The sequence below is a fragment of the Comamonas aquatica NBRC 14918 genome, assembly GCF_000739875.1.
Classification (GTDB): Bacteria; Pseudomonadota; Gammaproteobacteria; order Burkholderiales; family Burkholderiaceae_C; genus Comamonas; species Comamonas aquatica.
The window spans coordinates 91,950-113,626 of the sequence record NZ_BBJR01000024.1 but is presented as its reverse complement, the minus strand read 5'-3'; the positions used below and the strand labels follow the sequence as shown (position 1 = coordinate 113,626).

Sequence of the window (21,677 nt, the reverse complement as noted above, 5' to 3'; positions counted from 1 at the left end):
CGTTGCCACAAGCAGCGGGGCATACCCAAGGATTCGTGATGAACTTCGTTGCCAACCTGTCGATCAAGCGCCGCCTGTACTGCGGCACCCTGTTTTGCCTGGCCATGCTGGCCGCCATTGGCGGCGCGGGCTTTTATGCCCTGGAGCAGACCCACCACACGGTGGAAGAGGTCTTCGCCACCCGGGTGCAGACCCTGACCGATATCAGCGAGCTGCGCACCAATCTAGGGAGCCTGCAGATCGCCGAAAAAAACACCATCGTGAATGCCGACAGCTCGGACCGGGCCGAAGAGATGCTGGGTCGCTGGCAGACCACGCTGGCCAGCATCAAGGAACGCGCCCAGATGCTGGGGATGCTGCAGCCCGAAACCTCGGACTATGCCCAGAAGCTGGGCGTGGTCCACACCTCGCTGGAGCGCTATGGCAACGACCTGTCCCCGCTGCTGGAGCAGGTGCGCCAGGGCCTGGTCAGCCCGGCCGAGGGGGCCGAGCAGGCCGAGTTCGTGCGCTCGGCCATCCATGACGCGGACGCCCTGCTGAGCGCCGCCGTGATGCAGGCCCAGGCCGAGCTGGACACCGCCCGCCAGCAGATCACCGCCCAGGCCGAGCAGATGAAGCGGCTGATGGCCGCCGTGGTGCTGATCGCCGTGCTGGTGATGCTGCCGGTGACGGTGGTCAGCGTGCGCACCATCATGCGTTCGCTGACCATGGCGCGCGACATGGCGCAGCGCGTGGCCGCTGGCGACCTGTCGCAGGACATCGTGGCACTGAACCGCGACGAGGTCGGCCAGTTGGTGACCGCCATGGCCACCATGCAGGCCGCCCTGCGCAGCCTGGTGGCCCAGGTGCAGGCCGCCTCGGGCCAGGTGTCCACCGCCAGTGCGGAAATCGCCACCGGCAACCACCACCTGAGCGAGCGCACGGAAGACACGGCTTCGCACCTGCAGACCACCACCGGCGCCATGGAAGAGCTGGGCCAGGGCGTGCAGCACAACGCACAGGCCAGCGAAACTGCGCACCAGCACGCCCAGGCCGCCACCAGCGTGGCCCAGCGCGGGCGCCAGGTGACGGCGGAGGTGGTGCAGACCATGGCGCAGATCGCCCAGAGCTCCGAGCGCATCGCCCACATCACCGGCGTGATCGATGGCATCGCCTTCCAGACCAACATCCTGGCGCTGAATGCGGCCGTGGAGGCCGCCCGCGCCGGCGAACAGGGCCGCGGCTTTGCCGTGGTGGCCAACGAGGTGCGGGCCCTGGCCGGCCGCAGCGCCGAGGCGGCGCGCGAAATCAAGGCGCTGATCACCGCCTCCACCCAGTGCGTGGACAGCGGCACCAGCCTGGTGCGGCAGGCCGGCAGCACCATGGACGACATCGTGGGCAGCGTGCACCGCGTGGCCCAGGTGATTGCCGAGATCAGCGAGGCAGCCCACACCCAGCACCGCCAGATTGCGGAGGTGATGCGCTCCGTGGACGAGCTGGAACAGATGACCCAGCAGAACGCGGCCCTGGTGGAGCAGTCCAGCGCGGCCTCGGCCTCGCTGCGCGACCAGGCCGGCGTGCTGGACCAGGCCGTGCGGCAGTTCACCCTGCCCGGCAGCGCCCAGTCGGCCGAACAGGCACTCCTGGAATCAGAGCAGCCCGCGCTTATGCTGCAAGGCTAGAGGCCATTTTCACCCCTTGAGTACAGCCACAGGGGGTGAGCCAGCGTCGCTGAGCCCTCGGCCAGCGGCGGGGTCGTCACCCTGGGCGGCCACACGTGCCATGACGCCCAGACCGACCCGCCCAATATCAGCCGAATTGGCCTGCAGCGCCTGTGCAGCAAGCGCAGGCAGCTATCAAAACCGAATAACCCGTTTTCAGGGCAGCGGCGGGGCCATCAGGCGTCGCCCTTCCCCGCCGGGCACGCTGCCAAAGCGTTCGCTCTGGACCTGCCAGGCCTCGCGGTAGGTGCGGATGCTCGCCAGATCCGGGCCCACAAAGTTCCACCACATGGTCACCGGGTCGGCAAACGGCGCGCCACCGATCAGCAGCAGCCGGGTGCCGGCCTGCATCTGGAGCGTCACCGCGGTGCGCCCGGCAGCCAGGTACGCCAGTTCGTTGGCAATCCAGGTCTCGCCGGCCACGGCCAGCCCGCCAGTCAGCGGCAGCAAGCCGTATTCAAAGTCTGCGCGCAGCGGCAACGTCACGGTGGCCCCGCGGTCGCAGCGCACCTCCAAGCCCACCAATGGGGAATGCAGCTGCGTGGGCGCGGTGTGTTCGCCATAGCTGCCGGCCATTAGGGCCCAGTCACAACCCTGCGCCTGCCAGGTGGGCAGCACCGGGTAATGCGCAAAGGCGGGCGGCTGGTCGGCCACCGCCGCCGGCAAGGCAATCCACAACTGGGCCGCATGCAGGCGCGCACCGGGCGTGACCGAGTCTTCGGTGTGCGAAATACCGTAGCCCGCCGTCATCAGGTTCACCTGACCGGGGCGCACCACCTGTTCCGAGCCCAGGCTGTCGCGGTGCAGGATTTCGCCCTCAATCATCCAGGTGAAGGTCTGCAGCCGGGTGTGCGGGTGGGCCCCCACATGCATGCCCTGGCCGGCGGGAAAGTCCACCGGACCCAGGTGGTCCAGAAAACACCAGGCGCCGATCATGCGCCGCCACCGGGTGGGCAGGACGCGGGCCACCGTCATGCCCTCCCCCAGGCTGCTGGGGCGGGCAAGGATGCGTTCAGGCGGGACGGGGGCTTCGGACATGGTGCAGGACTCCTGGTGGGGCACATCAAACATGCGACGTTGTACCACCCAGCGGGCCTGCCAGGTGTCATCCAGGCACGCCAGACCCGCAGGCACCCAGGCCGTGGCGCCTGGATGCCCCGCGGTCAGCCCAGGGCGACGATCGCGCCGGCCAGGCGGGCAAAGGCGGATTCGGACAGGTCGTCGGCCGCCAGCGACTGGCGCTGCCCCCACTGGGCGAAGTGGCGCGACTGCGAACGCTGGTACTGGGGGTCGTAATGCAGGCGCATCAGCTCGGCAAACAGCTGCGGCAACGCGCCAGCCTGGGCCCAGTCCTGCCAGCGGGCAATCGTCTCGCTGCCCTGGATTTCCTTGAGGTAGGCCAGCCGCTCGCACAGCGAGGCCACGTCATCGCCCAGGTAGGCGTAATCGCGCAACAGGTAGTCCAGCCGCGCCGTCTCGGTGGCCTGGATTTCGATGACCGGCGCCTGGCGCATGTGCTGCACCAGTTGCAGGGGCAAGGCCACGCGGCCGATCTTGGGGCTTTCCCCCTCCACATACACCGGCCGGCTCAGGTCCAGGGTTTCCAGCACGGCCACCAGCTGTGTCTCGAAGCTCTTTTGCGAGGGCTGCGGCACGCCCGGCAAGGCGCCCAGCAACGACCCCTTGTGGCAGGCCAGCCCCTCCAGGTCCACCACCTGCGCACCCTGCTGCTGCAAGGCGTGCAGCACCCGGGTCTTGGCGCTGCCGGTGGCGCCGCACAGCACGCGCAGCTGCAACTGCGGCACCAGGCGCTCGATCTCGTCGACCACATAGTGGCGGAAGGACTTGTAGCCGCCCGCCAGTTGCTGGGCATCCCAACCGACCAGACGCAGCCACGTCACCATGGAGCCGCTGCGCAGCCCCCCGCGCCAGCAATAGACCACGGGACGCCAATTCTCGGGCTTGTCGGCAAAGGTGGTGTGCAGGTGCTGGGCCAGGTTCTGGGCCACCAGGGCCGCCCCCAGGCGTTTGGCCTCGAAGGGGCTGACCTGCTTGTAGATGGTGCCGATGGTGGCGCGCTCGGCGTCGCTCAGCACCGGGCAGTTGATCGCGCCGGGGATGTGGTCAAGGGCAAATTCTGCAGGCGTGCGGGCGTCGATGATGGTCGTGAACTGAGCAAGATCGGCCACACGGACGGGCTGGCGATGGGACATGGAAAAAACCGCAACAAGGAACAAAAGCCGACGCAGACAAGACGACCGGCGCATCTGCGCACAGCAGCCACCGCTGTACGCCAACACGAAGATGGGTCGACCCTCGACACGTGGCACACCCGCCTTCACGGGTTGCGCACACCTTGCTGTTGATGGCCCGCATTGTCGCCGCTGCAGGCGGCGCTTGCTGGATTTTCCATAAAGCACACACGGCCAGCACCTACAAAACTCGGGTTCTTCCCGCCTTATATGTGCCGCCGATCTATGCAACCATATGCATACATTCCCCGGTAAGCGCCATCGGTTAAAGGCTGGGAGTGGGTCTTGTATGAGACACATAACTAGAATTTCGCCTACAAGCGTCAAGTTTTAAAAGGTAACCCCATGGTGCAACTATCCAGACGCCAGTTCATGCAAGTGACTGGCTCGAGTCTGGCGGCATCCAGTCTGGCAGTGATGGGCTTCTCGCCCACCGCTGCCCTGGCTGAAGTCCGTCAGTTCAAACTGGCCGCAACCACCGTCACACGGCAGACATGCACGTACTGTTCGGTGGGCTGCGGCATCCTGATGTACTCCTACAGCGACGGCGTCAAGAACGCCAAGATGTCGGTGATGCACGTTGAAGGTGATCCCGATCACCCCGTGAATCGCGGCACGCTGTGCCCCAAGGGCGCCTCGCTGCTGGACTTCGTTCACAGCCCCAACCGCCTCAAGTACCCCGAATACCGTGCTCCCGGCTCGACCGAGTGGAAGCGCCTGTCGTGGGACGAAGCCCTGGACCGTATCGCCAAGCTTCTGAAGGAAGACCGCGACGCCAACTTCGTCGAGAAGAATGAAAAGGGTCAAACGGTCAACCGTTGGCTCACCACCGGCATGCTGGCTGCTTCGGCCTCTAGCAACGAAGCCGGTTACGTCACCCACAAGGTTGCCCGTTCCTGGGGCCTGCTGGCGCTCGATAACCAAGCACGTGTCTGACACGGCCCGACGGTGGCAGGTCTTGCCCCGACGTTTGGCCGTGGAGCCATGACAAATCACTGGGTCGACATCAAGAATGCTGATGTGATCCTGATCATGGGCGGTAACGCTGCGGAAGCGCACCCCTGTGGTTTCAAATGGGTGACCGAAGCGAAGGAGCACAACGGTGCGCACTTCATGGTGGTCGATCCGCGTTTCAACCGATCTGCTTCCGTAGCCGATTTCTATGCCCCTATCCGTTCGGGCTCGGACATCGTGTTCCTGGGCGGCATCATCAATTACCTACTGACCAACGACAAAATTCACCACGAATATGTGAAGAACTACACCGACTTCACATACATCGTGCGCGAAGACTTTGCGTTCGACGAAGGCATCTTCTCCGGCTACAACCCCGAGACCCGTACTTACGACAAATCGTCGTGGGACTACGAGATGGGCGAAGACGGCTTCGTGAAGACCGACCCCACGTTGCAGCACCCCCGTTGCGTCTACCAGTGGCTTAAGCGCCATTACGCGGGCTATACCCCCGAGAAGGTAGAAAGCATCTGCGGCACCCCCCAGGCCAAGTTCCTGCACGTGGCCGAGCAGTTTGCCTCGACCGCAGTGGCAGGCCGCGTGGCGACCATCATGTACGCACTGGGCTGGACCCAGCACACCACGGGCGCACAAATGCTGCGTACCGGCGCCATGATCCAGCTGCTGTGCGGCAACATCGGCGTTGCAGGTGGTGGCATGAACGCCTTGCGCGGTCACTCCAACATCCAGGGCTTGACCGACTTGGGTATCTTGTCCGCTTCGTTGCCGGGTTACCTGACGCTGCCCAACGAGCGCGAGCAAGACTACCAACAGTACATCGCCGCACGCACGCCCAAGCTGCTGCGTCCCGGCCAGATGAACTACTGGTCCAACACACCCAAGTTCCACGTCAGCCTGATGAAGGCATGGTGGGGTCCTGCGGCGACTGCGGAAAACAACTGGGCATTCGATTACCTACCCAAGTTGGACAAGCAGTACGACATGCTGCAGGTCACCGACATGATGGTGCAGGGCAAGGTGAATGGCTACATCGCGCAGGGCTTCAACCCCCTGGCCGCGCTGGCCAACTCCAACAATGTCCGCGAAGGCTTGAAGAAGCTGAAGTTCCTGGTCGTGATGGATCCGCTGGTCACCGAGACTTCCGAGTTCTGGAAGAACCACGGTGAATTCAACGATGTGGACTCCGCCTCCATCCAGACCGAGGTGTTCCGCCTGCCCACGACCTGCTTCGCCGAAGAAGACGGTGCGGTCGTGAGCTCCTCGCGCGTGTTGCAGTGGCACTGGAAGGCCGCCGATGCACCGGGCGAAGCCAAGACTGACATCGCGATCATGTCCGGCCTGCACCTGCGCTTGAAGAAGTTGTACGAGAAGGACGGCGGCAAGTTCCCTGACCCCATCGTCAACCTCTACTGGCCGTACTCGCACGCCGACCACCCCACTTCCGAGGAAATTGCCAAGGAATACAACGGTCGCGCCCTGGTCGATCTGTACGACCCCAAGGACCCCACCAAGCTCATCCGCAAGGCGGGCGAGCAGCTGGCGGGCTTTGGCGAAATGCGCGATGACGGCACTACCCTGGGTGGTTGCTGGATCTGGGCAGGCAGCTGGACGTCTTCGGGCAACCAGATGGCGCGCCGCGACAACAGCGACCCTACCGGGATCGGCAACACGCTGAACTGGGCCTGGGCCTGGCCGGCCAACCGCCGTGTGCTGTACAACCGCGCATCGTGCGACCGCCAAGGCAATCCGTTCAACCCCAAGCGCGTGCTGATCAAGTGGAATGGCAAGCAGTGGGGCGGCGCGGACGTGCCGGACGTGGCCGTAGGCCTGGATCCCGAGGTGATCAACCCCTTCATCATGAATCCCGAGGGTGTGGCGCGCTTGTTCGCACGCAAGGGCATGAACGAAGGTCCGTTCCCCACGCACTACGAGGCGTTCGACAACCCGCTGGGCTACAACCCCATGTATCCCAAGAACCCGCTGGCGGTCATCAACCCTGCAGCGCGTATCCTGGAATCCACCAAGGGCACTGCGGGTGATCCCAAGGACTACCCACACGTGGGCACGACCTACCGCCTGACCGAGCACTTCCACTATTGGACCAAGCACGTTCAGCTGAACAATATCGTTCAGCCCGAACAGTTTGTGGAAATTGGTGAAGCGCTGGCCAAGGAGCTGGGCATCGAAACCGGCCAGAAGGTCAAGGTGTCGTCCAAGCGTGGTTTCGTCAAGGCTGCGGCAGTGGTGACCAAGCGCATCAAACCCATGCAGATCGACGGCAAGACCATCCACCACGTGGGCATTCCGATCCACTGGGGCTTTGCCTCGACAGGTCGCAAGGGCTACCTGGCGAACAACTTGACTGCGTCGGTCGGTGACGGCAACAGCATGACCCCTGAATCCAAGACCTTCCTCGTGAAGGTTGAGAAGGCATAAGGAGAAATAGCTGATGTCCTCAACCATGTCCCTCGATATCAAGCGTCGCTCCGCAACGACCACCCCCGCTCCCAGTGCGCGTGAAGCACACAGCGGGGAGGTCGCCAAGCTGATCGATGTCTCCAAATGCATTGGCTGCAAGGCTTGCCAGACCGCCTGCATGGAGTGGAACGATCTGCGCGACGAAATCGGCACTTCGGCTGCTGGCGTGTACGACAACCCGACCGATCTGACCGATCAGTCGTGGACCGTCATGCGCTTTGCCGAGTACGAGAACGAAGCCACCGGCAATCTGGAATGGCTGATCCGCAAGGACGGCTGTATGCACTGTGAAGACCCCGGCTGTCTGAAGGCCTGTCCCTCGCCCGGTGCGATCGTGCAGTACGCCAACGGCATCGTGGACTTCCAGCAGGACCAATGCGTCGGTTGCGGCTACTGCGTGACCGGCTGCCCGTTCAACATTCCACGCATCTCCAAGAAGGACCACAAGGCGTACAAGTGCACCTTGTGTTCGGACCGCGTGGCGGTGGGCCGCGAACCTGCCTGCGTCAAGACCTGCCCGACCGGCGCCATCATGTTTGGCACCAAGAAGGCGATGCACGACCAGGCAGAGCGCCGCATCGGCGATCTGAAGCAGCGTGGCTACGCGAACGCTGGTCTGTATGACCCCGCAGCCGTGGGCGGTACGCACGTCATGTACGTGCTGCACCATGCAGACAAGCCTTCGCTGTACAAGGGCCTGCCGGACGATCCCAAGATCAGCCCGATGGTATCCCTGTGGAAGGGTGTTGCCAAGCCTCTGGCCATGGCCGCACTGGGCGCAGCTGCTGTCGGCAGCCTGTTTCACTACATCACCAAGGGTCCGAACGACGTGTCCAAGGAACTGGAAGATGAAATGGAGCGCAAGGACGCTGAAGCGCTGAACAAGGAGAACGGCAAATGAAACGCAACCCTCGCGACCTCGTGCGCTACAACGCATCGGAGCGCGCCAACCACTGGGTGGTAGGCATTTGCTTCATTTTGCTGGCCCTGTCCGGTCTGGCGTTCTTCCACCCCGCCTTCTTTCCGCTGACCCAGCTGTTCGGTGGCGGCCCCTGGACGCGCATTCTGCACCCCTACATCGGGGTGGTGATGGCCGTGTTCTTCATCATCATGGCGTGCCGTTTTGCCAAGCTCAACATCGTGGAACCCCGCGATATTGACTGGCTCAAGAACGTCAACAAAATGATCGACGGCGACGACCACGACATGCCCGAACAGGGCAAGTACAACGGTGGCCAGAAGCTCCTGTTCTGGGGCCTGGTGATCGGCATGCTGCTGATCACGGTCACCGGCGTGCTGATGTGGCGCGCCTGGTGGACGCTGCCCGTGGGCGTGGTGCGTGCCGCTTCGGTGGTGCACGCCATCGCTGCGGTGTGGATGATCGGACTGATCATCATGCACGTCTATGCGGCTATTTGGACCCGCGGCACCATCCGCGCCATGTTGTATGGCACAGTGACCCGTGCTTGGGCCAAGCAACACCACCGCGGCTGGTATCGCAAGATGACTGGCGACAACGACTGATCCGATCGGTCTTTAGATAAAGTCACTTAGACGCTTGTTGATTGCCGCCGGACGCCCTCTGCTGGGCGTGCCGGCGGCTTCAATTTCTGGACCCCTATTTCTATGCAACAACGCATTCTTCAACCCGGCGAAATCGAAGCGCTGGACAAGACCAGCTTCCCCCGCATCCTGCTGCCCCAGGTCGCCAGCCTGTTCGCAGACCGCGCAGCGCGCCTGCGCCAGCTGTCGGACGGCAACCCGATCGCGGACTACCTGCAGTTTGCCGCCAAGATCGTGGATGCCCAGCATGTGGCCGCCGCCCAGGTGACGCTGCAGCCCCTGGACACCAGCAGCATGGAACGTGCGCAGCAGCACTCCATGCCCCTGTTGCCCGCTGCCGACCACATCGACCCCGCCTGGCATGCCGTGCTGGACGCCATGCTGGACACCCTGGCGGGCAACGAAGGCCTGCCCGAGCCGCTGCAGCCACTGATCACCTCGCTGCGCGCCCTCAGCCCGCAGGAGCGCGATGAAATCGCCCAGCGCCTGCTGCAGAAGGAAGTGGCCGCCCGCCACATCGGCATGGCCCCCTTCATCATGGCCGCGCTGCAAGTGACCTATGCCCAGCGCGCCGCGGCCCTCAGCGTGCGCGACGTGCCCTACACCGAGCCGGCCACCATCTGCCCCGTCTGCGCCAGCGAGCCCGTGGCCAGCGTGCTGCGTATTGGCGGCCAAAGCAGCGGCCACCGCTACCTGCACTGCGGCACCTGCTGCACCGAATGGCACATGGTGCGCGTCAAGTGCTCGCACTGCGAGTCCACCGAAGGCATCCACTACCAGACCATCGAAGGCAGCAAGGACGTCATCACCGCCGAGACCTGCGACCAGTGCGGCACCTACCGCAAGGTCATCAACCAGGAAAAGGACCCCTTGGCCGAGCCGCTGGCCGACGACCTGGCCAGCCTGACCATGGACCTGCTGATGAGCGAGAGCACCCGCTTCCAGCGCTCCAGCGCCAACCCCCTGCTGTTTGTGGCCGTGGCCGAAGAGCAGGCGGCCGACGCCGAGGCCGGCCTGGTGGACCCTGCGGCACAATAAGAGGCCAGCCACCGCCAGCCCCTGCCGAAAGGCCGCTGCGGCGGCCTTTCTTCATTGCACCATTGTTTTTTTGACTGCGAGATTCCCCGCCGTGAACGCTGCCACCCCGCGCCTCCCCTCCGTTGACAAGCTGCTGCACACCCCGGCCCTGCAGGCCTTGCAGCAGCAGTACGGCACCAGCAGCACCACGGATGCCGTGCGCCAGGTGCTGGAAGGGCTGCGCCCGGCGCTGCGCGAGGGCAGCCTGCACGCAGACCAGGTGACCGAGACCGCCCTGGTGCAAGCGACCGAGCAGCGCCTGACCGAGCGCTTTGCCCCTCGCCTGCGCAGCGTGTTCAACCTCACAGGCACGGTGCTGCACACCAACCTGGGCCGCGCCCTGCTGCCCCAGGAAGCGGTGGACGCCGTGGTCGAAGCGCTGACCCACCCCGCCAACCTGGAATACGACCTGGACACCGGCGGCCGTGGCGACCGCGACGACCTGGTCGAACAGCTGGTCTGCGAGTTGACCGGCGCCGAGGCCGCCACCATCGTCAACAACAATGCCGCCGCCGTGCTGCTGGCCCTGTCCACCCTGGCGGCTGGCCAGGAAGTGGTGGTCTCGCGCGGCGAGCTGGTCGAGATCGGTGGCGCCTTCCGCATTCCGGACATCATGAAGCGCGCCGGCTGCCAACTGATCGAGGTGGGCACCACCAACCGCACCCACGCCAAGGACTATGCCGAGGCCGTGACCGACGCCACCGCCTTGCTGATGAAGGTGCACACCAGCAACTACGCGGTCATGGGCTTCACCAAGAGCGTCTCGGATGCCGAGGTCACCGCCATGGCGCACGAGCGCGGCCTGTCCATGCTGGTGGACCTGGGCAGCGGCACCCTGGTGGACCTGCGCCAGTGGGGCCTGCCCCACGAGGTGACGGTGCGCGAGACCGTAGAGGCCGGCGCCGACATCGTCACCTTCTCGGGCGACAAGCTGCTGGGCGGCCCCCAGGCCGGCATCATCGTGGGCCGCAAGGACCTGATCGCCAAGATCAAGAAGAACCCCATGAAGCGCGCGCTGCGCGTGGGCAAGCTGACGCTGGCCGCGCTGGAGCCCACGCTGCGCCTGTACCTGCACCCGGAAAAGCTGGCCGAGCGCCTGACCACGCTGCGCCTGTTCACCCGCCCGCCCACCGACATGCAGGCCCAGGCTGAGGCCCTGCGCCCCCGGTTGCAGGACGTGCTGGGCGATGCCTGGGTCGTCGAGACCGCTGCCATGCACAGCCAGATCGGCAGCGGCGCCCTGCCCGTGGACAACCTGCCCAGCTGGGGCCTGAAGCTGTACCCCGCCAGCGGCAAGCAGGCGGGCCGCCAGCTGACCCAGCTGGAAGCGCGCTTGCGCGCCCTGCCACGCCCGGTGATTGGCCGCCTGCACGACGATGCCCTGTGGCTGGACCTGCGCTGCCTGGAGGCCCCGGCCCAGCCGCAGTTTGAACAACAGCTGCATGCCTTGCGCTGAGCACGGCCCGCACGCTAAGACCCAGGCGATGGACGATGGCAACGAGGCGCGAAGCAGCAGGTAGCTCTTCAGTACGACAATCCCACGCAACGGCGTGCCCAGGTTTGCACAGGGCCATCTAAATACATAGCTACTGGCGCTTGCTGGACAAGCGCTGGATGCCAATTTGACTAGGAACCATCGGGGTTCTGGAAAGTGTTTGCATGATCATCGGTACCGCGGGACACATTGACCACGGCAAGACCACGCTGGTGCGCGCCCTCACGGGGGTGGAGACCGACCGCCTGAAGGAAGAGAAGGCGCGCGGCATCTCGATCGAGCTGGGCTACGCCTACGCCCCCCTGCCCAACGGCGACGTGCTGGGCATCATCGACGTGCCCGGCCACGAAAAGTTTGTGCACACCATGGCCGCTGGCGCCGTGGGCATCGACCACGCGCTGCTGGTGGTGGCCGCCGACGACGGCGTCATGCCACAGACGCTGGAGCACCTGGAAATCCTGCAACTGCTGGGCATCCGCCAGGGCACCGTGGCCCTGACCAAGGTCGACCGCGTGCTGCCCGAGCGCATCCAGGACGTGCGCGACGAAATCACCGCCATCCTCAGCGTCACGGCCCTGGCCGGCAGCCCAATCTTTGAAACCGCCGCCGCCCAGCCCGGCGCCCCCGGCGTGCAGGCCCTGCGCGCGCACCTGGACGTACAGGCCCAGCTGATGCCCCCGCGCCCGCGCGACGGCCTGTTCCGGCTGGCGGTGGACCGTGTCTTCACCCTGCCCGGCCAGGGCACCGTGGTCACCGGCACGGTGTTCAACGGTCGTGTGGCCGTGGGCGACAGCCTGGTGCATTCGGCCAGTGGCCAGGCGGTGCGGGTGCGCAGCATCCACGCCCAGAACCAGGCGGCCGAGCAAGGCGTGGCCGGCCAGCGCTGCGCGCTGAACCTGGCCGGCATCGCCAAGGACGACATCCAGCGTGGCGACTGGATCGCTGACGGCCGCGTGCTGCAGGCCACCGACCGCATCGACATCCGCCTGCACCTGCTGGCCGAAGCCCCTGCGATGGCGCAGTGGACGCCGGTGCACGTGCACCTGGGCACCCAGCGCGGCACGGCCCACGTGGCCCTGCTGCAGGACCAGCCGATCGAGCCCGGCACCGAAGTGCGTGCGCAGCTGGTGCTGGACGCCCCGGTCTTCACCGTGCCCGGCGACCGCCTGGTGCTGCGCAACGCCCAGGCCAGCCGCACCATTGCCGGCGGCATGGTGCTGGACCCGTATGCCCCCGCGCGCAAGCGCCGCAGCCCAGAGCGCAGCGCCACCCTGGATGCGCTGGAGCACCTGGTGGCCACGCACGATGCCACGCCGCTGGTCGCCCAGGCCGCCCACGGCCTGCCCCTGTCCCAGTTGCAACGCCTGACCGGGCGCAGCCTGGACGGCATTGTCCTGGCTGACACACAGCGCATTGCGCTGGCCGACGGGGATGCGCTGCTGATCGACGCCCAGCGCCTGGCCCAGCTGCAGGCCCAGGTGCTGGACACCATCACGCGCTTTCACGACAAGTACCCGGATGAGCCTGGCATCAACGCCGCGCGCCTGCGCCGCATGGCCTGGCCCGGCCTGGTCCATGCGCAACACGACATGCTGTGGCGCGCCATCATCGACCAGTTGCTGCAGTCGCAGCAGCTGGCCAGCAGCGGGGCGTGGCTGCACCGGCCCGGCCACAGCGTGCAACTGTCCGCCGCCGAGCAGGCCCTGGCCGAGCAACTGCTGCCGCGCCTGCAGGACGGCCGCTTTGACCCACCTTGGGTGCGCGACCTGGCACGCGACACCAGCAGCGGCGAGGAAGTGGTGCGCCAGCTGCTGCGCAAGCTGGCCCGCCAGGGCCAGCTGTTCCAGGTGGTCAAGGACCTGTTCTACACCGCCGCCAACATGGACCAGCTGGCCACCATCGTCCAGGACCTGGCCGCCACCACGCCCCACGGCGAGGTCGAGGCCCGCGCCTTCCGCGACGCGACACAACTGGGCCGCAAGCGCGCCATCCAGATCATCGAGTGCTTCGACCGCCTGGGCTACACCCGGCGCGTGCGCGACGCCCACGTGCTGCGCCCGGACGCGCAGTGGCACCCCCAGGCATGAGCGCGGCATCGCCCCGATTGCCGCGCTGCGCCACGCCAGCGCGTTACAATCGGCGCCAGCTTCTTCGGAAGGCAATCGTGCCCGGTGGTGCGGCCGGGCTTCAAACCCGGTGAGGGGTGTTAGCCACTCCTGGGTAGGTTCGACTCCTGCTGCTTTCCGCCACACATCCAAGCCCTGACTCTGCCGGAGTCAGGGCTTTTTTAATGAACCGCGCGTTCGTATAAATAAATGAGCAATTAGCGCCCGCTCACTCGGCCTTTCCTTTTACTTTTGCTTGCAATCCAAAGAGAATCAAGCGCTTCGCGCTATGGTTTTAGGCCACCATGTCTTTGCATCTTTCTGACGAAGAGTTTCTGGACTTTCAAAGCTTCATCCATCGCCAGACGGGCATCCAGATGCACCGCGGCAAGAAAGCCTTGATCTGCGGCCGCCTGGCCAAGCGCCTGCAGCAATGCGGCATGCCCAGCTATGGCGACTACTTCCGCTTCATCCATAGCGCGGAAGGCCAGGGTGAACACCAGACCTGCATCGACCTGCTGACCACCAACGAAACCTATTTCTTCCGCGAACCCAAGCACTTTGACTGGCTGACGGATTACCTGCGGGGCCTGTCGCCCGGCACGCAGCCACTGCGCCTGTGGAGCGCGGCCTGCTCCAGCGGCGAGGAGACCTACAGCCTGGCCATGGTGCTGGCCGAATACAGCCCATGTGCCTGGCAGTTGATGGGCTCGGACATCAGCACCCGCATGCTCGAGCGTGCGCGCACCGGGCACTATCCGATGGCGCGCAACAAGCACCTGCCACCCGAGCTGCTCAAGAAGTACTGCCTGCGCGGCACCGGCCGGCAGGATGGCACCTTCCTGATCACCAAGGCCCTGCGCGAGCGCGTGGAGTTCTGCCACATCAATCTCAACGAGGGCCTGCCCCAGGTCGGACTGTTCGACGTGATCTTTCTGCGCAACGTGATGATCTACTTCGGCTCAGCGACCAAGCAGGCCGTGGTCAACCGACTGGCGCAGCAGCTACGGCCCGGTGGTTTCCTGTGCATCGGGCATTCGGAAAGCCTCAACGATGTACAGCACCCACTGCAATCCCTGGCCCCAGCCATCTTCCGCAAGCCCGGCACGGCCGTCTGACGATGAGCATCCGCGTTCTGCTGGTCGACGACTCCGCGCTGATGCGCCAGACACTGGGTGCCCTGTTGCACGACAGCCCCGGCATCGAGCTGCTGGCCGCCGTCTCCGACCCACTGCTGGCCATGAAGCGCATGCAGCAACAGTGGCCCGACGTGATCGTGCTGGATGTGGAGATGCCGCACATGGACGGCATCTCCTTTCTCAAGAAAATCATGCACGAGCGGCCCACACCCGTCATCATCTGCTCCACCCTGACCGAGCAGGGCGCGAAGACCACCCTGGACGCCATGGCCGCCGGCGCATTCACGGCCATGGCCAAGCCGCGGCTGGGCCTGCGCCACTTTCTGGACGAGCATGCCAAGGAGTTCATCACCACCATCCGCGCCGCCATGCAGGCCAACGTGCGGCGCCTGGTGCCGCGCGCGCCCTTGCCGGCACCAGCCCCCAAGCTGAGCGCCGACGCCGTGCCGCCGGCCACCGCGCCCCGGCATGCCCTGGCCCACACCACGGAGCGGATTGTGGCGGTGGGCACCTCCACCGGCGGCACCCAGGCCCTGGAGCGCATCCTCACCGCCCTGCCGCGGCTGTCGCCGGGCCTGGTCATCGTGCAGCACATGCCCGAGCAGTTCACCGCGGCCTTTGCCCAGCGCCTGAATCAGTTGTGCGACATCACCGTGCAGGAAGCCCAGAACGGCGACCGCGTGCTGCCAGGCCATGCCCTGATCGCCCCGGGCGGGCGCCACATGCTGCTGCGCCGCAGCGGTGCGCAATACCGCGTGGAGATTGTGGATGGCCCCCTTGTCAGCCGCCACCGCCCCTCGGTCAATGTGCTCTTCCGTTCCGTGGCGCAAACCGCTGGCGCCAATGCCCTGGGCATTTTGCTGACCGGCATGGGCGACGATGGTGCAGCCGGCTTGCTAGAGATGCGCCAGGCAGGTGCCCACACCCTGGCGCAGGACGAGGCCAGCTGCGTCGTATTCGGCATGCCCAAGGAGGCCATCAAGCGCGGTGCGGCAGCCCAGGTGCTGGCCCTGCACGACATGCCGGACGCCATCACGCGCTACAACAAAAGTACCGGCTAGGTAAAGCCTTTAACCGTGTACCTTGCCCAGGATTTCTAGGGTTTACCCGGTAATTCCTTGGGTTTGCGCATATCCTCACCGTATACATTTTCTAACAAAAAGCGCACACCGGGCCATCCGGCGCTCGCGCTGCACGGCATGCCCCCCCTTTCTTCCAGCGCCTCGGCCGCACGGCCGGCTTCGGCATGTGCGGCTTGTGCCGCACGCATGCACACCTTTGGTGAATGGGCCGGCAGTCCCACCACCTTGGGGATTGCCGCCGGCCTGGGCATCTGGGCGGCCAGTGCCTGGCACCCCGCAGCCGCGCTGGCAGGCCTGGCCTGCAGCGCCTGGGGGGGGCTGGCCCACCGCCGGCATGTCCGGCACCTCCAACAGGTGCATGCGCAGCACAGTTCGCAGCACCAAGGCCTGCAGGCCTTGGGCCACGAACTGCTGCCACTGTGGCGCCAGCACCTGGGCGCATCCCAGGGGCAGATGGAAACGGCCGTGACGCAGCTGACCCACCGCTTTGCCAGCATCGTGGACCGGCTGGACCAGGCCATGGAGACCTCCACCCTGTCCTCGCAGGCCGGGACCCAGGAGGGGGTGCTGGCGTTCCAGCACAGCCAGACGCAGTTGCAGGCCGTGCTGCAGGCCTTGCGCGCGTCGATCGATTGCAACCAGCAGTTGCACCAGCAGGTGCAGGACCTGGAGCGCTACGTGCAGGAGTTGCAGGACATGGCGGCGGAGGTGGCCTCGATCGCCTCGCAGACCAACCTGCTGGCCATCAACGCGGCGATTGAAGCCGCCCACGCGGGCGAAGTCGGCCGTGGCTTCTCGGTGCTGTCGCAGGAGGTGCGCAAGCTGGCCGCCCTGTCCGGTGCCACGGGCCAGCGCATGACCCAGAAAGTCACGGCGATCACGCAGGCCATCAGCCACACCCGCCTCCAGGGCGCCGACACGGCTGCACAGCAGACCGCATCGCTGACGGCCTCCCAGGACAGCGTGGAGCAGGTGCTGACCCGCTTCCAGGGACTGACAGGGCAACTGACCGATGCCGCGCAACTGCTGCAGGATGAAAGCCGGGGCATCCAGACCGAAATCGTGCAGTCGCTGGTCCAGTTGCAATTCCAGGACCGCGTCAGCCAGATGATGGGGCACGTGGGTGACAGCCTGCAGCAGTTGGGCGCCCAGTTGCAATCCGCGCAGGGGCTCGACATCCCCCGCTTGCTGGCCGCCCTGGAAAACACCTACGCCATGGCCGAAGAGCGCCAGGCCCATGCCGCGCAGCGCGGCCAGGCCGCCCCACCCACGCCCACCCACGACAGCGATGCCGTGACCTTCTTCTGACCGCCCCTTGCCTGCTTGCTTTCTGAAAGTTGTACCGTGCCCAAGACCATCATGATCGTGGATGACTCCGCCTCGCTGCGCCAAGTGGTGTGCATTGCGTTGCGGGGCGCTGGCTATGAGGTGCTGGAAGCGTGGGATGGCCAGGATGCGCTGGGCAAGCTCACCGGCCAGAAGGTGCACCTCATCGTCTCCGACGTGAACATGCCCAACCTGGACGGCATCGGCTTGGTCCAGGCCGTCAAGGCGTTGCCGGCTTACCGTTTCACCCCGGTCGTGATGTTGACCACCGAATCCCAGGCCGAGAAGAAGGCCCAGGCCCAGGCCGCAGGTGCCAAGGCCTGGGTGCTCAAGCCCTTCCACCCCACGCAGCTGCTGACCGTCGTGCAAAAACTGGTGCTGCCATGAACGAGGCCCCCGTGTTCACCATCACCGGCGAGCTGAGCATCTACCGCGCGGCCGAGCTGTGCCAGGCCTTGCAAGCCTGGCTGCCCCAGGCCCTGGCCTGCGGTAATGACGCCGTGTCTCTGGACCTGGCCGAGGTGTCCGACATGGACACCGCGGGCCTGCAGCTGCTGCTGGCACTGCAGCGCAGCGCAGAAGACGCCGGCGCCCGGCTGGCCTTGCAGTCAGCCAGCCCAACGGTCATGGAAGTGCTGCAACTGACCGCACTGGAACACCTGATCGCGCCTGCCGCGGCCACCGCCCCATGAACCTGGACCACGCCTTGCACACCTTCATCGCAGAAAGCCGCGAGCTGCTGGCCGACATGGAAGCCAGCCTGCTGCACCTGCAGCCGGAAGCGCCCTCGCCCGACGCCATCCACGCCATCTTTCGCGCGGCCCACACCATCAAGGGCTCGGCCGGTTTGTTCGGGCTCGATAGTGTGGTGGCCTTCACCCACGTCGCCGAAACCCTGTTGGACCAGGTCCGTGCGGCCTGTGTGCCGCTGGATGCCGACTTGGTCGAGCTGCTGCTGGCCTGCTGCGACCACATGCACGCCCTGGTGAATACCGTCGAGGCGCATGGCGCTGTCCAGGACCCACAGCTGCAGGCACGCAGCGACACCCTGGTGCAGGCCCTGCACGCCCGCAGCCTGGCGCCCAGCAAGTCCGTGCGGCCGCCCCAGACGGCCACCCCCGACCTGCCTGCCGAGACCGACGCCCCCAGCTGCGCTTGGCAGATTGCGGCCCGGTTCGGTCCGGCCGTGCTGCAAAACGGCATGGACCCGCTGTCCTTTCTGCGCTACCTGCACACCCTGGGCCGCATCACCCACACCGAACTGCTGAGCCAGGCGGTACCGAACCTGCAACAGCTGGATGCCGAGCAGTGCTACCTGGGATTTGTGGTGCACCTGCACGGCCACGCCAGCCAGCAGGAGGTGGAGTCCGTGTTCGAGTTCGTGCGTGACGAATGCGAGCTGCAGGTCACGCCGCTCGCATCGCCACATGCTGCCCCCTGCCCCGCACAGCCCAGTGCGCAGGACAGCGCCGGTAGCGACAAGCCCCCCGCAAAAGCACCGCCCCATGCTCCCCCCAGCAACACCTGGCAGGATATTGCCCAGGTCACCGTGGTGCCATCCGCGGAGGCCCTTCCCAGCGCGTCTGCAAGCACGACAGGCCCCCGCCAGGGCGAGCACGCCAGCCTCAGGGTCGATGCCCACAAGCTGGAGCAGCTCATCAACCTGGTCGGGGAACTGATCACCGCATCGGCCGGCGCCACCGAAGTGGCACGCCAGCTGCGCCACAGCGAGATGCTGGAAGCCACCGCCACCGTCGCCGCGCTGGTCGAGCAGGTCCGCGACCATGCGCTGCAGCTGCGCATGGTGAAAATCGGCGGCACTTTCAACAGGTTCCAGCGCATCGTGCACGACGTGGCGCGCGAGATGGGCAAGGACATCGCACTGCACATCAGTGGCCAGGACACCGAACTGGACAAAACCGTGGTGGAGCGCATCGGCGACCCGCTGACCCACCTGGTGCGCAACGCCATCGACCATGGGATCGAGCCGGCGGCCGTGCGCTTGGCCAACGGCAAGCCTGCACAGGGCTCAGTGTACCTGGACGCCCACCATGAGTCGGGCCACATCGTGATCGAGATCCGCGATGACGGTGCCGGCCTGGATCGCGAGCGCATCCTGGCCAAGGCCATGGAGCGGGGCCTGGTCGAGCCAGGACAGCAACTGGCGGACAACGACATCGACGCCCTCATCTTCGAGCCCGGCTTTACCACCGCCACGCAGATCACCAGCCTCTCCGGGCGCGGTGTGGGCATGGACGTGGTGCGCAGCAACATCACGGCGCTGCGCGGCACGGTCGAGGTGCGCAGCGTGCCGGGTCAGGGCACGACGGTGCAAGTGCGCCTGCCGCTGACCCTGGCCATCATCGACGGCTTCCAGGTGCGCGTGGGCCACTCCGTGTTCGTGATTCCACTGGAAATGGTGGACGAATGCGTGGAATACCTGGGCACAGCAACGCAGCACTACACCGACCTGCGCGGCACGGTGCTGCCCTTCATCCGCCTGCGCCAGCACTTTGCCCTGCAGGGTCCTGGCAGCGCACGCCCCAACATCGTGGTCATCCAGCATGGCACCCAGCGTTTTGGGCTGCTGGTGGACGAACTGCTGGGTGAAGCCCAGGCCGTCATCAAGCCCCTGTCCCGCATCTTCCGACAGGCGCGGGGCATCAGTGGCTCCAGCATTCTGGGCAATGGCAAAGTGGCGCTGATCCTGGACATTGCCGCCTTGCACCAGCAAGTGCTGACCGCACGCCGCAGCGAGGCCCCCGCCTTCACGACGACTGCGCCCTGAGCGCCCGACTTTATTACCTCTTAATCCCTTCAAGGACAGGCATGTTTGCAAATATGCGCGTTGCGACGCGACTTGGCATTGGCTTTGGGCTGATGATTCTGATGCTGCTTGGCAGCTCCATGTTCGGGCTGGACCGTCTGCGTTCGGTGAGCGATCTGAGCGCACGGGTGATGGACGTGCACTACCCCCGTGCCTCGCTGAGCCGCGACATCATCGACGCCAACGACCGCACCAAGATTCTGGTGCGCGACCTGGTGTTCGCGCACACGGATGTCGAGCTGGCCCGCGCCCTGCAGACCCTGAATGCCGGCCGCGCCGACGTGGTCAAACACATCGCGCAGCTCAGCGACACGATCCAATCGTCCGAAGGCCGCCGCCTGCTGGAGTTGATCACCCTGAACTCGCACAAGCTCAATGCCCTGTACGAGCAGATCACGGCACTGGCCCAGGCAGACAAGGATGGCGCGCTGGCCCTGATCCGCGGCGAATACACCACCATCCAGGACCTGCAGACCCAGCACCTGCTGGACCTGTCCCGCCTCATCGCCACGCGCATGCACGAGGCCAATGTCGAGGCCCAGAGCACGGCCCAGGCCACCCAGCAGATGCTGCTGTACATCGCCGTGGCGGCCATCGTCGTGGCCGTGCTGACCGCCTGGCTGATCGCACGCGGGCTGACACGCCGGTTGGGCGGCGAGCCGGCCTATGCCGCTGAGATCATGAACCGGATTGCCACCGGGGATCTGAGCATGGAGGTACAGCTGCGCCAGAACGACACCAGCAGCATGCTGCACGCCGTCAAGCAGATGGTTGCCAAGCTGCAGCTGGTGGTCGGCGAGGTCAACAGCAGCTCCGAAGCACTGGCCAGCGCCTCGGAAGAAGTCAGCGCCACCGCCCAGACCTTGAGCCAGGCATCCAGCGAACAGGCGGCCGGCGTGGAAGAAACCAGCGCCACCATCGAGCAGGCGAACGCCTCGGTCACGCAGAACACCGAAAACGCCAAGCTGACCGACAGCATGGCCTCCAAGGCCGCCCGCGATGCTGCCGAAGGGGGCCAGGCCGTCAAGGCCACCGCCACTGCCATGAAGCAGATTGCCCAGAAGATCAGCATCATCGACGACATTGCCTACCAGACCAACCTGCTGGCCCTGAACGCGGCCATCGAGGCTGCCCGTGCCGGCGAGCACGGCAAGGGCTTTGCCGTGGTGGCGGCCGAAGTGCGCAAGCTGGCCGAACGCAGCCAGGTGGCCGCACAGGAAATCAGCGATGTGGCCACCTCCAGCGTGCAGCTGTCCGAACGGGCCGGCCAGCTCCTGGATGTGATGGTGCCCAACATCCAGAAAACCTCGGAACTGGTGCAGGAAATTGCTGCGGCCTCCGAGGAGCAAAGCAGCGGCATCGGCCAGATCAACCTGGCCATGGGGCAGCTGAGCCAGGCCACCCAACAAAACGCCTCCAGTTCCGAAGAGCTGGCAGCCACGGCCGAGGAAATGAGCGCCCAGGCTGAGCAATTGCAGCAAGCGATTGCCTTCTTCCGGCTGAGCGGCAGTGCGGCCACCACGCTGCCCCCCCATGCACCACGCACAGGCACGACCGCCAAACCCAAGGGGGCCACGCTGGCACGCGGCCCCATGGTGGCCCGCACCAGCGGCAAGACCCTGGACGAGTCTGATTTCGTCAAGTTCTGAGAGGACGGG

At 65.7% G+C, this 21,677-nt stretch carries 16 protein-coding genes and 1 tRNA gene; 15 read left to right on the top strand and 2 right to left on the bottom strand.

The features are described from left to right. Nucleotides 1–38 precede the first annotated feature (38 nt). Nucleotides 39–1,661, top strand: a complete 1,623-nt coding sequence (locus tag CA2_RS03525) for a methyl-accepting chemotaxis protein (protein ID WP_042412719.1) — start codon at nucleotides 39–41, stop codon at nucleotides 1,659–1,661. A 195-nt stretch (nucleotides 1,662–1,856) separates the two neighbouring features. Here the strand turns inward: CA2_RS03525 and CA2_RS03520 are convergent, their stop codons facing one another. Beyond that, nucleotides 1,857–2,738, bottom strand: coding sequence for a pirin family protein (locus CA2_RS03520; RefSeq protein WP_042412808.1), 882 nt, complete (start codon nucleotides 2,736–2,738; stop codon nucleotides 1,857–1,859). Between the two features lie 125 nt (nucleotides 2,739–2,863). Next, nucleotides 2,864–3,913, bottom strand: coding sequence for a tRNA 2-selenouridine(34) synthase MnmH (gene mnmH, locus CA2_RS03515; RefSeq protein WP_042412718.1), 1,050 nt, complete (start codon nucleotides 3,911–3,913; stop codon nucleotides 2,864–2,866). Between the two features lie 384 nt (nucleotides 3,914–4,297). Between mnmH and fdnG the strand changes: the two genes are divergently transcribed. The 14 genes from fdnG (at nucleotide 4,298) to CA2_RS03440 (ending at nucleotide 21,668) form a co-directional block, all read left to right on the top strand. Continuing rightward, on the top strand, nucleotides 4,298–7,363 hold the full coding sequence (fdnG, locus tag CA2_RS03505; protein ID WP_081888846.1) for a formate dehydrogenase-N subunit alpha: 3,066 nt from the start codon (nucleotides 4,298–4,300) through the stop codon (nucleotides 7,361–7,363). Between the two features lie 13 nt (nucleotides 7,364–7,376). Continuing rightward, nucleotides 7,377–8,306 (top strand): formate dehydrogenase subunit beta, encoded by a 930-nt coding sequence (gene fdxH, locus CA2_RS03500; RefSeq protein WP_042412715.1) that lies wholly within the window; start codon nucleotides 7,377–7,379, stop codon nucleotides 8,304–8,306. Next, the gene (locus CA2_RS03495) at nucleotides 8,303–8,929 is read left to right on the top strand and encodes a formate dehydrogenase subunit gamma (RefSeq protein ID WP_042412714.1); all 627 of its coding nucleotides are present in this window, start codon (nucleotides 8,303–8,305) and stop codon (nucleotides 8,927–8,929) included. The genes fdxH and CA2_RS03495 overlap by 4 nt, the downstream gene beginning before the upstream one ends. 102 nt (nucleotides 8,930–9,031) lie before the next feature. After that, nucleotides 9,032–10,006, top strand: a complete 975-nt coding sequence (gene fdhE / locus CA2_RS03490; protein ID WP_042412712.1) for a formate dehydrogenase accessory protein FdhE — start codon at nucleotides 9,032–9,034, stop codon at nucleotides 10,004–10,006. Nucleotides 10,007–10,097: 91 nt separating this feature from the next. Then, a complete protein-coding gene (gene selA, locus CA2_RS03485; protein ID WP_156105946.1) occupies nucleotides 10,098–11,501 on the top strand; it encodes an L-seryl-tRNA(Sec) selenium transferase in 1,404 nt (467 codons plus the stop codon). Between the two features lie 203 nt (nucleotides 11,502–11,704). After that, a complete protein-coding gene (gene selB / locus CA2_RS03480) occupies nucleotides 11,705–13,627 on the top strand; it encodes a selenocysteine-specific translation elongation factor (protein WP_042412708.1) in 1,923 nt (640 codons plus the stop codon). 66 nt (nucleotides 13,628–13,693) lie between these two features. Further along, nucleotides 13,694–13,789 (top strand) — tRNA-Sec (locus CA2_RS03475). A 161-nt stretch (nucleotides 13,790–13,950) separates the two neighbouring features. Then, nucleotides 13,951–14,763, top strand: a complete 813-nt coding sequence (locus tag CA2_RS03470; protein WP_042412706.1) for a CheR family methyltransferase — start codon at nucleotides 13,951–13,953, stop codon at nucleotides 14,761–14,763. Nucleotides 14,764–14,765: 2 nt separating this feature from the next. Further along, entirely contained in the window at nucleotides 14,766–15,845 is a 1,080-nt protein-coding gene (locus tag CA2_RS03465; RefSeq protein ID WP_042412704.1) for a protein-glutamate methylesterase/protein-glutamine glutaminase, read from the top strand. Nucleotides 15,846–16,052: 207 nt separating this feature from the next. Continuing rightward, the gene (locus CA2_RS03460) at nucleotides 16,053–17,174 is read left to right on the top strand and encodes a methyl-accepting chemotaxis protein (protein WP_042412701.1); all 1,122 of its coding nucleotides are present in this window, start codon (nucleotides 16,053–16,055) and stop codon (nucleotides 17,172–17,174) included. A 36-nt stretch (nucleotides 17,175–17,210) separates the two neighbouring features. Next, complete coding sequence (locus CA2_RS03455) at nucleotides 17,211–17,579, top strand: response regulator (protein WP_042412699.1); 369 nt, start codon at nucleotides 17,211–17,213, stop codon at nucleotides 17,577–17,579. Then, nucleotides 17,576–17,884, top strand: coding sequence for an STAS domain-containing protein (locus tag CA2_RS03450; protein ID WP_042412697.1), 309 nt, complete (start codon nucleotides 17,576–17,578; stop codon nucleotides 17,882–17,884). Before CA2_RS03455 ends, CA2_RS03450 begins: the two co-directional genes overlap by 4 nt. Then, nucleotides 17,881–19,980: a chemotaxis protein CheA gene (locus CA2_RS03445; protein ID WP_042412695.1), complete on the top strand. Its 2,100-nt coding sequence runs from the start codon at nucleotides 17,881–17,883 to the stop codon at nucleotides 19,978–19,980. Before CA2_RS03450 ends, CA2_RS03445 begins: the two co-directional genes overlap by 4 nt. 53 nt (nucleotides 19,981–20,033) lie before the next feature. Continuing rightward, a complete protein-coding gene (locus CA2_RS03440; protein WP_052369810.1) occupies nucleotides 20,034–21,668 on the top strand; it encodes a methyl-accepting chemotaxis protein in 1,635 nt (544 codons plus the stop codon). Nucleotides 21,669–21,677 lie beyond the last annotated feature (9 nt).